This is a genomic window from Bacillus sp. BB081, from assembly GCF_008368895.1.
GTDB lineage: Bacteria > Bacillota > Bacilli > Bacillales > Bacillaceae_G > Bacillus_A > Bacillus_A wiedmannii.
Map to the genome: position 1 here is coordinate 1 of NZ_QOZX01000025.1, position 15,459 is coordinate 15,459.

At 33.8% G+C, this 15,459-nt stretch carries 14 protein-coding genes and 1 pseudogene; 5 read left to right on the forward strand and 10 right to left on the reverse strand.

Features of this window, described 5'->3' with window-relative positions:
• Positions 1 to 41: 41 nt before the first annotated feature.
• The 3 genes from DN394_RS13910 to DN394_RS13925 form a co-directional block, all read right to left on the reverse strand.
• Positions 42 to 779, reverse strand: coding sequence for a type II toxin-antitoxin system SpoIISA family toxin (locus tag DN394_RS13910; protein WP_074650800.1), 738 nt, complete (start codon positions 777 to 779; stop codon positions 42 to 44).
• Between the two features lie 329 nt (positions 780 to 1,108).
• The gene (gene gpmA, locus DN394_RS13920; RefSeq protein WP_000594134.1) at positions 1,109 to 1,846 is read right to left on the reverse strand and encodes a 2,3-diphosphoglycerate-dependent phosphoglycerate mutase; all 738 of its coding nucleotides are present in this window, start codon (positions 1,844 to 1,846) and stop codon (positions 1,109 to 1,111) included.
• 172 nt (positions 1,847 to 2,018) lie between these two features.
• Positions 2,019 to 2,501 (reverse strand): MarR family winged helix-turn-helix transcriptional regulator, encoded by a 483-nt coding sequence (locus DN394_RS13925; protein ID WP_000191898.1) that lies wholly within the window; start codon positions 2,499 to 2,501, stop codon positions 2,019 to 2,021.
• Between the two features lie 116 nt (positions 2,502 to 2,617).
• On the opposite strand from DN394_RS13925, the gene DN394_RS13930 reads away from it, so the two are divergent.
• Positions 2,618 to 4,294: an alpha-keto acid decarboxylase family protein gene (locus DN394_RS13930; RefSeq protein WP_064056607.1), complete on the forward strand. Its 1,677-nt coding sequence runs from the start codon at positions 2,618 to 2,620 to the stop codon at positions 4,292 to 4,294.
• Positions 4,295 to 4,343: 49 nt separating this feature from the next.
• On the opposite strand, the gene DN394_RS13935 is transcribed toward DN394_RS13930, so the two are convergent.
• From DN394_RS13935 to DN394_RS28975, 7 genes are all read right to left on the reverse strand, one after another.
• Positions 4,344 to 4,751: a VOC family protein gene (locus DN394_RS13935; RefSeq protein ID WP_048561897.1), complete on the reverse strand. Its 408-nt coding sequence runs from the start codon at positions 4,749 to 4,751 to the stop codon at positions 4,344 to 4,346.
• Between the two features lie 119 nt (positions 4,752 to 4,870).
• Positions 4,871 to 5,581 (reverse strand): class I SAM-dependent methyltransferase, encoded by a 711-nt coding sequence (locus DN394_RS13940; RefSeq protein ID WP_048566398.1) that lies wholly within the window; start codon positions 5,579 to 5,581, stop codon positions 4,871 to 4,873.
• 98 nt (positions 5,582 to 5,679) lie between these two features.
• Entirely contained in the window at positions 5,680 to 6,441 is a 762-nt protein-coding gene (locus DN394_RS13945) for an ABC transporter ATP-binding protein (RefSeq protein ID WP_048566583.1), read from the reverse strand.
• Positions 6,442 to 6,455: 14 nt separating this feature from the next.
• Complete coding sequence (locus tag DN394_RS13950; protein WP_252197155.1) at positions 6,456 to 8,615, reverse strand: ABC transporter permease; 2,160 nt, start codon at positions 8,613 to 8,615, stop codon at positions 6,456 to 6,458.
• Positions 8,616 to 8,798: 183 nt separating this feature from the next.
• Complete coding sequence (locus tag DN394_RS13955) at positions 8,799 to 10,061, reverse strand: MFS transporter (protein WP_098149466.1); 1,263 nt, start codon at positions 10,059 to 10,061, stop codon at positions 8,799 to 8,801.
• Between the two features lie 42 nt (positions 10,062 to 10,103).
• Positions 10,104 to 10,742 carry a TetR/AcrR family transcriptional regulator gene (locus DN394_RS13960; protein WP_048566399.1) on the reverse strand — a complete coding sequence of 213 codons (639 nt, stop codon included), beginning with the start codon at positions 10,740 to 10,742 and terminating at the stop codon, positions 10,104 to 10,106.
• A 192-nt stretch (positions 10,743 to 10,934) separates the two neighbouring features.
• Positions 10,935 to 11,090 (reverse strand): hypothetical protein, encoded by a 156-nt coding sequence (locus DN394_RS28975; RefSeq protein ID WP_176522751.1) that lies wholly within the window; start codon positions 11,088 to 11,090, stop codon positions 10,935 to 10,937.
• Between the two features lie 147 nt (positions 11,091 to 11,237).
• Between DN394_RS28975 and DN394_RS13965 the strand changes: the two genes are divergently transcribed.
• The 4 genes and pseudogenes from DN394_RS13965 (at position 11,238) to DN394_RS13980 (ending at position 15,454) form a co-directional block, all read left to right on the forward strand.
• Positions 11,238 to 11,450, forward strand: coding sequence for a hypothetical protein (locus DN394_RS13965; protein WP_098149467.1), 213 nt, complete (start codon positions 11,238 to 11,240; stop codon positions 11,448 to 11,450).
• Positions 11,451 to 12,272: 822 nt separating this feature from the next.
• A complete protein-coding gene (locus DN394_RS13970; protein ID WP_149293896.1) occupies positions 12,273 to 13,019 on the forward strand; it encodes a collagen-like protein in 747 nt (248 codons plus the stop codon).
• 403 nt (positions 13,020 to 13,422) lie between these two features.
• The gene (locus DN394_RS13975; RefSeq protein ID WP_000796373.1) at positions 13,423 to 13,887 is read left to right on the forward strand and encodes a hypothetical protein; all 465 of its coding nucleotides are present in this window, start codon (positions 13,423 to 13,425) and stop codon (positions 13,885 to 13,887) included.
• Positions 13,888 to 14,240: 353 nt separating this feature from the next.
• Positions 14,241 to 15,454: pseudogene (locus tag DN394_RS13980) on the forward strand (exosporium leader peptide-containing protein).
• Positions 15,455 to 15,459: the final 5 nt, after the last annotated feature.

Genomic DNA, 15,459 nt, shown 5'->3' on the forward strand with positions numbered 1-15,459 from the left:
CCTTTATGTATAAGTGAAAAGGACAGAAAAAATTTCTGTCCTTATTTACTAAAATAACTATGATGTATTGTTAAATTATATACATTTTCAAAATCTCGATCTTGCAGATTATTTTTCTTCCCATCAATAACAATGAAAACATCACTCACAGTTTTTGCTGGTATAATGCCGACATTTTCTACTTGTACCGCTTTCTGCTCATTCAACTGCTCAATGTGTTCAAACGGAACGATAATACTAAATTGAGAACGGATACCGCGAAAGTTAGTATTTAATTCCTTTGCCGCTTCAAATACAACAATTTTCGCACCAATCTTTTCCCCATACGAATCTAAAAATGCGTTTAAGCTTTTTGTATACTCTTCTTCCGTATGCCATTCCATTGTACCGAACATTGCTGGATTGACATTTTGAATAATTGTTGTATATATTTCCCCTCTTGCTTTAGAAGCAATTAATGACCGTTTTATCGATTGAACAGTCTTCCCGATATCGCTAAATTTCGCTCCCCATATTTCGGAAATATTAGGTGTCAAAATAAATGCGATATCAACGAAAATAACCATTGCAGTGAACATTAAAAGGTTTTTCCAGAGGGTTAAATCAATTCCTTTTATCATGAAATACACGGTGACTGATATTATAAACAACCCATACCAAGTCTTTCTAATACGTTGCTTTTTCTCCTCGTACAACTCTTCGTTTCTCCAGTAAAAGAACACAAGAACGAGAAAAACGATTGCTAAAATAAATAAGCCGATTCGAATGTTAGAGATCACCAATGACATCACCCTCCATTCAAAAACTACTCACGATATCATTACATGCACAAGCAGCCCTCTTTATTACAAAAGACGTGGACAAGCTTCTAAATTTAGCAATATCGCATATACATTAGAAGGTACCACGTCTTTTACCCCGGGGCAGTAAGACCCCCACCTGAAAATTTAGCAAAAGCATAGAAGTTAGGTAGGGGATCAACTGCCCATAAAAGCCCGATTGGTTCAACTAATAATCAATGGGGGATGAACCCCCCACTGATTAAAGTTTCACTTTATCATGAATCTACATTGTATATGTAGACAAGCATGCGTTTCAAATTTTCATGTTAAAAAGAAATATGTTTCGGAATTTCCCCTTCTGGTACTTCTCCGTCCATACTTAAGTAATAATGACGAATCGGACGTAAATCATCGTCTAATTCATAAACGAGTGGAATGCTCGTTGGAATATTTAATGAAACAACACCATCGCTTGAAAGGTTATCTAAGTATTTCACTAGCGAACGAATCGTATTACCGTGTGATGAAATAATTACCTTTTCACCACTTTTTAATGACGGCGCGATTTCTGAATACCAATAATCAAGTACTCTTTTCTCCGTATCCACTAAACATTCAGTCAATGGAAACTCACCTTTTTTAAGTGCTTTATATTTTGGATCATTCATTTCATATCTAGGATCATCCTCAGTAAGAGCTGGTGGTCTTACATCAATACTTCTTCTCCAAATATGAACTTGCTCCTCACCATACTTTTTCGCAGTTTCATCTTTATTCAACCCTTGCAATGCACCGTAATGTCTTTCATTTAGCTTCCAACATTTATGTACTGGTACCCAAGCAAGATCCATCTCATGAAGTACAATCCATAAAGTCCGAATTGCTCGTTTTAATACAGATGTATAAGCTACATCAAAATTATATCCATTTTTCTTTAATATCGCTCCTGCTTCTCTCGCTTCACTTAATCCATTCTCTGATAAATCTACATCTGTCCATCCTGTAAAGCGATTTTCAAGATTCCATAAACTTTGTCCGTGACGAATAAGTACAAGTTTTATCATAATAATTCCCCTCTCGGAAATGTGAATTTTATTGTTCCATTGCGTACACGTATAAAGTATCTAGTAATGTATCTTTTTATCCATTCACTCTATGACCAATCCATAGTTGCCAAATGTATGGATAAAATTTGTTCTTTTTCAAACTATAAAAACAGATATATTTCTTATTATTTTATTTCTGATCGATTGCAACTTCTCGTTTTGATATCCAAGCATCAAAACCTGATCGACTATTTGCCATTTCATTCATAACTTGATGCCAATTTTCTCCACACGATTCACCAAATTTTGAAAAAATAGCACTCATCTGTTGTCTTTGAACATCGCTCAATTTTTTCTCTAAATCTACACCTATTTCTGTTAAAGATAACTGTTTCACACGGCGATCATGTGTAGCTTCATTACTCTCAATTAAGCCCTTTTCCACAAGTTGTCGTAGTGGTCCGTGAAGAGCTTGTTTACTTATTTCTAGCAGTGATAATAACTCATTTACACTTATCCCTGGAAATCGTGCGATAAAAAATAAAATTCGGTGATGTACTCGTTGTATGCCATACTCTTTTATAATTTCATCTGGCTTTTCAGTAAATGTTTTATATGCAAAATAAAATAATGCTAATGCTTCATTCATCTGTTCTTCTTTATGTTGTGTCATCTACTTTCCCCCTGTATGTAAATTATACCACAATCTAGTATTGAATATTTTAACGAACACATTAGAACTTCTATAGTTTATTGAAATATTCAATGCACAATTAGGAGAGGATTCATTTGAAATCGCAATATACTATAAGTACATATTTATTGGATAGACTACACGAATTAGGAATTGAACATATATTTGGGGTTCCTGGTGATTATAACCTTGCCTTTTTAGATGATGTAGTAGCACATGAAAATTTAAAGTGGATTGGAAATTGTAATGAATTAAATGCTGCATATGCAGCAGATGGGTACGCTCGCATAAAAGGAATCGCTGCTCTTATTACTACTTTCGGTGTTGGAGAATTAAGCGCCATTAACGGTATTGCTGGCTCATATGCAGAAAACGTGCCAGTTATAAAAATCACGGGTACGCCACCAACAAAAATAATGGAAAATGGAGAAATCGTCCATCATACGTTAGGAGATGGAAAGTTCGATCACTTTTCCATTATGTATCGAGAAATCACTGTAGCACAAACAAATATAACACCTGAGCATGCAGCTGAGGAAATTGACCGTGTATTACGTGCATGTTGGAATGAAAAACGCCCTGTTCATATTAATTTGCCAATTGATGTGTATAATAAACCAATTAATAAACCTACAGAACCAATTTTATATAAACCGATTTTAAGTAATAAAGAAGTGCTGGATAAAATGCTTCTACATGCCAATTCAATAATAAATAACGCCAAAAAACCTGTAATTTTAGCTGATTTTGAAGTAGCTCGATTTCACGCTAAAGAAAATTTACATCAATTCGTAGAAAAAACTGGGTTTCCCATCGCGACGTTAAGCATGGGAAAAGGAATATTCCCTGAAAAACACCCTCAATTTATAGGAGTTTATACTGGTGATGTAAGTTCTCCGTACTTGCGAAAAAGAATTGATGAATCTGACTGTATTATTAGTATTGGTGTGAAGTTAACTGATACTATTACAGGCGGCTTCACACAAGGTTTTACAAAAGAACAAGTTATAGAAATCCATCCCTATACTGTGAAAATTATAGATAAAAAATACGGTCCAGTTGTAATGCAGGATATTTTACAACATTTAAGTGATTCAATTGAGCATCGTAATAAAGATACCCTTGACATTAAGCCATTTATTTTAGAATCATCACCTTTTACTGAAGAGTTCAATCCAAAAGCACAAATGGTCACACAAAAACGTTTTTGGCAGCAAATGTACCATTTCTTACAAGAAAACGACATCTTAATTGTAGAGCAAGGAACACCTTTCTTTGGTAGTGCTGCTATCCCTCTACCTAATAACACTGCATATGTAGGACAACCGTTATGGGGATCTATCGGATATACACTGCCCGCTCTACTTGGTACACAGCTCGCCAATTTATCACGGCGCAACATTTTAATTATTGGTGATGGTTCGTTCCAATTAACTGTTCAAGAGTTATCGACTATACTTCGTCAAAATTTAAAACCGATAATATTTTTAATCAATAACAACGGATATACTATTGAACGTGCAATTCACGGTCAAAATCAACCTTATAATGACATACAAATGTGGGATTACACGAAACTCGCAAACACATTCGGATCAGAAGAAAAAAGCCTAACATGTAAAGTGGAAAATGAAATAGAGTTAGCAGAAGTCTTAACTAAAATAAATTTTAATATGAATCGACTTATCTTTGTTGAAGTTGTAATGAGCCAAGGGGATCAGCCTGAATTGTTAGCTAAACTCGGTGAAAGATTCGGCAAGCAAAATTCTTAAAAAGAAAAAGCGTAACTATAAATAGGCTACGCTTTTTCTTTTTAAATTTTTATTCCGCAAGCGTTAACTGCCAAGACACACCATATTTATCATTTAACCAGCCAAACTTTTTGCTAAATGGATAAGAACCTAAAGGCATTAGTACGGATCCATCCTGCGCTAGTTTATGAAAAACCGTTTCAATTTCTTCTTCTGTCTCACAAGTTACATAAAGAGACATAGATGGTGTAAATGTAAAACCATGCTTTACATAACTATCAATGCACATAAATTCTTGACCATTTAACGTAAAAGTTGCATGAATGACAGAACCCTCTTTACCAGGTCCGTTTTCATCGTAGCGAGAGATACTTACAATTTCTGATTGGTCGAATAGCGACGTGTAAAAATTCATCGCCTCCTCAGCATTACCTTCGAACATTAAAAAAGTTGTAATTTTTTGATTTGTAGTACTCATATAGAGACAACCCCTTGATATGTATTTATGTAAAACATACATTGGCCAAAAATACCGAACGTACATTCCTATAAGTGTATTGTCTATAAAAACGATGCGTTTGTCAATTATCTACTCTCTTATTTCTTCTTAAATAATGCTGTCCAAAGAAATGATTCTCCAAACATAGTATTTGGTTGGTCAATTTGCTTCATCTTTCTAATTTCTATCACTTCAAACTCGTCAAATATATCTCTTAATTTTTCTTCTGAATATGCAAGACCACCTTGTAGACTCCATCCTCTATATACGTCCCAATCTGTTATTTCTGATCCATTTCGCTCATCTAAATCGCCTGCTGCAAAACATGTTACTCCAAAATAACCACCCGATTTCAATGAGTTTTTAATTAAATCCACATAATGTATCCTTCTATGTGGTGGAATATGATGTAAACAGCCCGAATCGTATACAAAATCAAAATCATTTTGACCCTCTAAATTAAAAATCGAATCACAAATAAAATCAATTTCTATTCCTTTTGCTAACGCCCTCTCTTTCGCCCAATTAATGCCTTCTATAGATAAATCCACTGCTGTTACTTCAAATCCTTCATTCGCCAAATAAATTGCATTTCTTCCTGGACCACATCCAAGCTCCATCACTTTCCCTTTGGAGATCCATTCTTTTTGTATATAGGAAACTAGATTCTCATCTGGAACATTTTCAAAAAACGGAACATCTTTGTCTCTATTCGCATAAAATTCATTCCAAAATGGTTCTGCCGGTCTTAATAATGAATCAAGCATTTTAATAATATCTTCTTGCGTGTGCAACGTTTCATTTTTCATTTGTACCCCTCCAAATTTAATAGTCAGAAAATTATTATATATCTTTTTGAACTTTCAAACAAAGAAAAAACTCCTATATTCAATAGGAGTTTTTGTCTTTAAAATCCAAGTACAGTCAACCATTTTAACAACTTCTCTTCTCGCGCTTTTAAATCATCGTTCCTAAGATTGCCTAACTGTATTTCACTCACAATTTCTCCGTCTGCCATAAAAAGAACTCTTTCTGTTTTCGCTGCTACCTTTACATCATGAGTTACTAACATAATTGTAGTTCCATCACAATTAATATTTAATAAGATTTGCATTACTTCTTCTGTTGATTTTAAATTTAGAGCACCCGTTGGCTCATCAGCAAAAATAATATTTGGATTATTAATGAGCGCTCTACATATAGAGACCCTTTGTAATTGCCCTCCAGATGCTTCGGTTATATAATGCGACGCTATATCACTTATCCCCACTTTCCCCATTAGCTCCAGAGCACGTTTATTTACTATTTTCTTACTCTCACATTTCGCTAAATATGCTGACAAAATGATATTATCAAATAGATTCAAGTTTCTCAGAAGGTTGCTCTGCTGAAAAATAAATCCTATTTCAGTAAGGCGCAATTTGGCTAACGCTTCTTCTTTCATACATGATAATTCTTTACTATCAACTTTCACACTTCCAGATGATATTTGATCCATTACGCTAATAGTATAAAGTAACGTCGATTTTCCGGAACCAGAAGGTCCCATAACCGATACAAATTCTCCCTCATAAATCTCTAAATCTATATTTTTTAACACGTGATAATTGGCATTTCCATCTATTGAATATTTTTTGTTTAATTCCTTTACTTCTAAAATTTTTTTCAAGTTATACACCCCTACTACCCATTTGGCTTTACATCGTTTGTTTGCTTTATAGTAAAACTAATGAAAAGTGTTGCTGTAGTCACAGATATAAATAATATAGCTGGACATATTACATAAGAAACGATAGGATTTACGACAAACTTTATGTGAGCTGCTCCCATAAATGAGCCTAACCAACTTACTAACATTTCACCAAACATAACAGCTATACATGTCCCAGTCACAATGCCTAATAATACAATGACGAGAGAACGTGTTATATACTGTATACGAATATCTTTGTATGAAAACCCTATACATTTCATAATTAATATTTGCGAAGAGTCTTTTGCCAATAACATTTTAAAAAACATTGCAGTGATTAAAACTGATATCAATATAGCAATCAAAATAGCCACTTGAGTCACGAGTCTTAATTGTTTAATTGTCTCTCCTAAAGTTTGTGTTAAATAATCATCCGTATCTGTTATTTTTACAGAACTAAAATTATGTTTATACTCCTTCACTTTTTCTTTTAAATTCACAGTAGGCTTCATATCTACATTTACTACATACCATAATATATTTTCATTATTATAAGAGAAGCTCGCTTTAGCTGTTTTCCCGCCATTCGTTACATCTTGATATATACCACTAATAGTTAGTGCGTTCTCTTTTCCTTCTGCAAATAAAATGATTTTATCCCCTACATTCTTTTTCAATTCATTTGCGTTCACATAAGAAAGAGCAATTTCATTTTTATTTTTTGGTGCCATACCTTGAATATAGTCTAATGGGAATTGAGTGAAGTCTCCTACTTCTACATTTAAATTTTCATGTATGCCATCAGCATTCACCATTTCAAATGTAATCGTTACAAATGCTGCATATTTTTCTACTTCATCATCATTTCGTAAATATGATATAACGTCCTTAAATCGTTTCTCTATATTTTCAGTTTGCTGTAAATCTATTCGAATATCACTTTTTCCTGTTCCCATATAATTAACAAACTTCGGTGACTGAATCGTATACAAAAAGTTAACAGGTACAACAATCATAAACACAGCTATTATTAATACGATACTTAATACGCGATATAACTTAAATCTTTTTATAACATCTTGTATACCAATAAATATATTTACATTTTTAAATTTAGATTGATTGAGTGAAAAAGAGTTTCTAATCTTTCTTTTCCCTAGTTTATCTCTTGATTGTAAAGCGTCTATTGCTGTAATTCCCCTAAAATTCCGCAAAATGATGCGACAGAACAGGATAACGACTAAAAATAACAATGTTGTAATTATTAATGGCACAACATTGTGTAAAATACTTTTATCTGCCGCCCCCATATAAAGTGTGATATTCGAAGTGAATATTTTTGTAACAAATAGTGAAAGTATATATCCACATATACATCCACCAGCTGAAATAACAACATATTTTGTTACATATAGTTTTTGAATATCTTTACTTGTAATACCGATAGCTTTCATAACACCTATTTCCCGATAATCTTCTTCCATTGAAGTCATAATCGTAAATCTAATACATAAACTTGCGATTAACATTAATAATGCACTTATTATAATGAGCATTGCAGCTATAATTCCATCTGTTAATGAATTGAGTGTTTTAAAGAGTGAATACGTAATAGAGGGACCTTTTTGAGGTAAGTTCGATGACTCGTATAGATTTTCAAATTCATTTATTTTATTTACATCTGTTAGCTGGAATTCAATAAGATATTCGCTTTCTCCAAAATTCCTTTTTATTCTTTCGAAATCTTCATTGCTTATTACGAATCGTTTTGAACTAACAATTGATGGATTCATTTGAACATCACGAACAAATGCTGAAATAGTAAATTCTAGTTCATTCTTATTTTTATCAGCCCATATTTTATCTCCAATACGCAAATTATATTTTTGCATATAATAAATTGGTACACCTATTTCTCCTTTCCTAACATCGACCACTTCATTATTTAAATTTAATAAAAAATCAAACTTACTATTTTGTTTAACGAAGCTTATGTCCATTACACTATTATGTTCCGCTTGATTTTTCTTCTTTATAAAAATGTTAGATCCATTTATTTGAACCATCTCAGCCGTTTGCTGTTTTTTTACAAACGGAGTTTTTTCTACAAAGGAATCAATTGACTTTTGATTTACTTCTCCGGCATGCATTTATACGAAATGCGGTGCGTTTGATACTTTAACCAATTGATCCATTGAGTTCAATAGATTTATAACGTTACTTGAAGCACTAGCCATTAAAAGACTTGATAACATGATAAACATAAATAAAATGGTAATTATCATTTTATTTTGAGAGCAATCTCTTTTTAACATTCTCCTAATCATATAAAGCTAGTTCCCTTCATTCAATAGTATTTTCTTCGTCACAACCGTTATTAATATCATTATGAAACTAATAACTAATACAGGTAAATAAATTTTCATACTGAATTCTTCAAACATAAAACCATAAACGACTTGCCCAATCGGTGCCATACATTGGGATACCGCTGTTATAATTGCCATTACTTTTCCTAAGTTCTCATTTAGTGTTTTCTTTTGAACTACAGTAATCACATAGATGGATACAATTGTCATGATCATTGCAATTAGAATAGAAGAAAGTATAAAGAGGATAAATGGTGGATAGTATCCTAAATTAAGAATAAATGGTGTAACTGATAGTGCCATTGGTATTACTAATAAAGCTAGTAAAATCATCCAATAATACAATGTTTTCATCTGTAGCTTTTTCGCAAAAAAACCTATTGATAATGCACCTATAATAGTAGCAAAATCGATTAATCCCATTCCAATTCCGTATAACGTGTGGCTACTTCCCATTGTTACTCGTATAATAATTGGAGCACCAACAACAAATAGCGGTGTTAATAATAAATTTAGTAATGCGGCTAAAAGCATAGATTTCAAAATAAATGGTTGTTTTAAAACGAATATAAACCCTTCTTTCATATCCTTTACAATTGTCGGTATTATATGGCTCTCTTGCGTTCTTTTTATAAAAGGTATTGTAATAAACATTTCCAAAATCGCAGATAAAAAGAAAGCGAAGCAACTTATTATTACGAGCATTTTCAAACCAATTATGCCGTACAATATTCCTCCTAATACAGGAGCAACTATATTAGATAATGCTTGCACACCATTTACGATACCGTTCGCTTGTACTAACTTTTTCTCTGGAACTAATTGCGGAATACTCGCCATTACTACCGGTGAGTACATTGCACTAATGATCGCTAGTAAAAACATAATTGTTCCGATCAATAGAATAGATACAGATCCAGTAAATAACAAAACTATAAAGCTTAACACAATCGCAGCGTTTATAAAATCAAATATAACCATTAAATTACGGCGATTGAAACGATCTGCTATCGCTCCGCCAAGAGGAGCTAGCAAACACGGAATACTCGTAACCGCATATAGTCCTGCGAATATATCAGCACGCCTTGTTATATCTAATACATATAAAGACAGAGCAAAGCGTAAAAGTGTTGAACCTACAATAGTAATAATTTGCCCACTCACCATTAAGTGAAAATCTTTCATAGAAGATTTTATATTTGCTGGCATCCTCATCACACCCTTCATTTATTTTAGACCGACTGTCGGTCTAAAATAATTAAACAGAAATCATGATTTCTGTTTAATTAAAAACTCCAGCATATAATCAAAGGATCCTTCTTTCACTTCAACAGATGCTTCCATCATTTTAATATAAGCTTTAGCTCTCCTCATCATTTCTTCCGGCTTCCACTGGAATAAACCTTCATCAAATATGACTTGTGCTGAAGAGAGTAATAGTTCAATCGTTTCTTGTGGGTATGGTGTAGAAAATATGCCTTCATCGATTCCTTGTTCTAAAATCTCTGCTAAAACAGGAGATAAATGAATAATGGATTGCACTATACTTTTTTGATGCATTTCCGCATTATTTGGTTGATGAAATTGTTCAATCATTTTATCTTTAACATCCCCTGATTTTGGCGATTGCTCCATTAAAACTCGAAATAATTTTTCTAATACCGGGATATTTGGATTAGAGACAATTACTTTCGCTTTAGCAACATCATCTTTAATGATCCTCATAATGATCTCATCCATTACTTCTTCTTTTGACTTAAAATAGTGATAAAATGTCCCCTTTGCTATCCCTATCTCTTTTAAAATGTCATTTACTGTTGTTTTCGTATAACCTTTCGTAACAAATAAACGTTCAGCAGTTTCTAAAATTTCCTTTCTACGCTCCTCATACTCCTTTACTATTCGCATTCACGTTCCCCTTCCCACCAGACCGACTGTCGGTCTATTTAAATTATATGTTTAGTTAGTAAAAAGTTTCCTATTATCGTACATATACAACATCTTACTTTCTATTTCCTTTCTATTTCCTTTATAAATTTTTATTTTTTAACGTCTGTTCAATTTATTTAAAACATATCTCATGTTTCTTATCGTCACCTTTTATTTTAGGAAAAAGAACGATGCCCCCGCTTGATCCTGTTCTTCTTGATTCTTCATCCGGACGCACAATGCTTTGTAGTTTTTCAGCTCCTTCACCACAAATCTACGTATCTCCTTTTTTTCATCGATGGCTTCAAAAAATGAAAATTGATTCATATGATACGGTTCTCTTCAGTTCGATCTATTTACTTATGAATGGATTATTTTGTTAAATATGCAATATTGCATATTTCGTACTTTTAATTTTCATATATGCAATAATTTGTTTATAAAAATACAAAACATTAATAATGGGTGATTTATATGAGCAAGTTCCGAAAGAAGATGGTTAAATATCTGCAAACATTTTGGGGATGCTTAGCATTTGGTGTATTAATGTTTGCTATCTTCTTAATTATGGATTTAACAGATACGCCTTTAAATTCATTAGGCTGGAGAGACTGGTTAGGTTCTGCAGCAGGTGCAGCCATTTTATCTGTTGGGATGTTTACTTTAAATAAATTGGATTTAAAATAAATATTCGGTCAATACTGTATGTAGGCTGTATGCCAAATCTCATTTAAAGTAGTTTTCCCTGTATCTCCTTGTATTGAGCAGTTAGCTTTTTCTAGCTGCTCTTTGTTTGTAAAAAACGAACTCAATTGACTACACGCACATATAATATTCTGTGTTCCTTTCTTTATAATTTGAAATAGTCATTACAAAATGAATCTCGTCACGAGAGCACTTTATTGAGTGCTCTTTTTTGATTTTTGAATACTTATTAAATGAAATTTTTGTTTAATTTATAAAATTAAAACGCTTGTCCACTTCAACCCATTCACCATCGTATATTATCCAACCATTATAATCGTATAATTCTTCTTGTATTTTCCATTCACTACGATACATTCTTTAATTCCCCTTAACAATCCTTGCCCTTTTATATAATTGCTTTCCAACTTCATGATTTGCTTTTTGCTACCTTCACCTCCTATGACGAGCAATCATAGGAGATGAAGGTATGAATGAAGAAAATATTGTTTTACATGGAACTGCAGTTAAATCAAGTTTAATCGATTCAACACTCCTATCTATTTTTCGTCATTCACTTTACCAACAGAAGCAACAGGTTCAACGGTATTGATTTAGGAAGCGGACTCCCTTATATATATTAAAAGCTTTTTGGAGTGAACCCATGTTCCTTATATATTATGGAATGGGTTTATATTTGTGACATAAGGGCTTAATTTTTTATTTATTTTAATTTTCAAGGGCCTTTTTCTTATACTTGTGTGTTAACCAATTCATAAGTTGTAGTGTGTAAGTGGGTGAATGAATGATAAGGATGGTGTAAAAATGAGTGAATTTAAAAAGAAATTTCATATTCCATGTGATTGTTTTCTCCCCCCTGTACCCCCACCTCAAGTTGGACCAACTGGACCAACTGGGCCGACTGGACCAACTGGGCCGACTGGACCAACTGGGCCGACCGGACCAACTGGGCCGACCGGACCAACTGGGCCGACCGGAGCGACTGGACCAACTGCTGTAGGATGTTGTCCATGTAATAATGTTCTTAACAACCCTGGATTTGACATACCACCTGTAGGAGTAGATCCAGTTCCAGGTTGGAATCAAGTCGGTTCTGTTTCAGAAGTAGGTTTTCCAAACGTTCATAGTGGTCGTTTTCTGCCAGATGGGTCATTTAGTCTCTTAGCTGCATCAATTGGTCCAGGTGGAAGTATTAATCAAACAGTTGATGTTGACGAAGGTTGTTGTTTTACATTTTCATTTGCTGCAGATGTAAGGGATGGTGCATTTCTTATAGCTTCTGTATCTTTTCCAGAACTTGGGCAAGCATGTCCCCCAGCCCCTGCAACTCTTGGTCCATCAAACATTCCACATATTGTACCAGTTATGAATCAACCACAATCTCTTTTCCAACATTATGTTCTTGTTGTGTGTATACCTGCTACTGTGACTATAGCTTGTATTTCTTTCCAAAATACTGCTACAGGTGGTGAAGGCGCAACAGCCTTTGTTGACAATGTTGTATTTCAACCTACTGGTGGACCTTGCACTTCATGTTCACAAAATTTTTAACACATTAATACGCTTGAAAATTTCCTTTTTTCTGGAGAATACAACAACTATTAAAGAGGGCCTTCTAGCTCTCTTTTTATATTAGGAATCATCATAATCTGGCCCCTCAACCATGACTCCACTCACTATATATTCATTAATAAACCATTGGTTACTCTTCATTTCATTCCAATAACTATTTTATATTAAATCCGCACATCCCTCAGAAGCATACATACGATATTATGTTGTATTCTTTTTCAATATCAGTGTTTAGCCGAGAGTACCTTGGATGGCGCTCTTTAATTTTCAAATAACATTTTTAAGTAATTACGAGAGCGGATTTTATAATGTTGTACAAGCACTACTTCGCTTTATTAAATAAACTATATAGACATCTAAAAGAAGGGAGCTTTACATTCATATGGCTGATTACTTTTATAAAGACGGTAAAAAGTATTATAAAAAACAGTCACATTCGGGCAATCAAAAAAACAACTGTTTTATTGAGACGCATACAATTGCAGGTTCTGAAGAAAATGCAAATGGAAATATACCTGTATCTGTTTTCCTTGAAACTACCACTCCACAAACTGTATTTGAGGATTTTACAAACAATCACAATAAAACATTAATCCAGTTATTTGTTGTTGGTATGAGTGCACCCGTTCAAGTAACTATTCTAACAAGAAAATCTAGTATACCAATTACTACTACATTACAACCCGTTCAAACAAAAATATTTCAAGTTGAAGATTTTCAAAGTCTTACTCTTACAAGACAGGAAGGTCCTACTAGTATAGTTAGTTTATTTGTTCAAAAAACATTTTGTATCTGCTGTAACGATAATAACGATTCATGTGATGAATATTACCATGAGTGCAATTAATAGATTAAATCACTTGAAGAACTCTTTATTATAGAGGGTTCTTTTCTTTTTTTAATGTCGCGTGAAATATACCAAGGTTTGAACCCCTAATCCTAGGGCTTCTGTATTTAAATAAGAATTTTAGTGAAAATAAATTCACTATTTATTTGTAAAATTCATATACTTATATGGACTTTAAAAAATACAAAATATAGTCCTTGGTCCAAGAGCACCACACTCTCTGTCGGTGCTCTTTTCAGTTAAATAATACTTTTGCGAAAATTCCGTTGTCTAATTTTTCACTTGTCCATTTCACTTTTCTCTATTTCCGCATTTATTATTAGAAATACTAGTTTTTTAGAGGTGAAATTATTATGGACGAGTTATTATCTTCCGCTTTAATAAATCCTGATTTACTCGGACCTACTTTACCAGCTATTCCACCATTCACACTGCCTACTGGACCTACCGGGCGCCTACTGGACCACCCGATGGGCCTACTGGAAGTACTGGGCCTACTGGAGGCATTGGACCCACTGGGAACACTGGGCCTATCGGGGGCATCAGACCTACTGGAAGTACTGGGCCTACTGGACCTGGATGTATAGAACCCCTACCACCTTTCACTCAAATTGTTTATGTAAACAAAGCTGGTAATGACGCTACTGCTGATGGTTCTGAATGCGCACCATTTCTAACAGTGACTGCAGCAATGGCATCAATAACAGATGCTATAGCACCATTTCCGGATCCTTTAAATATAACTAAACCTTATGCTATCTCTATTGGACCTGGTAACTATATTGAACCATTAATTCATTTAAAAGCTAACGTTCAATTAGTAGGAACTAGTACTTTATTGACTAGATTACAAATTCCTTTCGATATAAATGATCCGTCTTGGTTTGATTTGAACTTTTCCCAGGATCCTAGATCTGGGTTTGTTAATCTGACATTACTAAGTGCGCCTCTTGATTTTAACTTTCAAACGGCACAAAGTGTTTCAGGTAAATTATTCTTTGTTACCGTTAATATAACCCCTGCTCCTATATTCACAGCTTTATCGACTTCTGTGAATCAAGTGAATATCCGTGATTCAATGTTATCCGCTAGTTATACTCAAAATGGAATTAACATGGCAATGTTTGCTTCGTTCGTTTCTAGTGGCAATATCACTATTAATTCGCAAGCAACTACAGATACCCAAGTCAACTTAGTTGGTGGAGGAATAAATGGTAATGTCATTATTAATGTGCTACCTGGTCATATTCCAATTGACCCCTTAAATTTAACCAGCTTTGCTATTACAGAAAACATCTTCAATCCCAGCCCTAATTCAGGAAATTTATTTGTCAACGGCGCTAATAACGTTATTACAAGAGTCAGAGCGACAGTTGATTCATTACCTATTCGTTCCCGAATAAATCTTATAGGAACAAATACATCTTTAATTAGAGTTGATGATGCTTTCGATTTAGCTTACACACCTAATAATCCAGCAAACTGGGCTCCTCTTCCTCCTACTACAGTACAGGAAGATTTAGATAGAATTGCTGCATTGCTGGCAGTAACTATCGGTACGCCCTAAACATC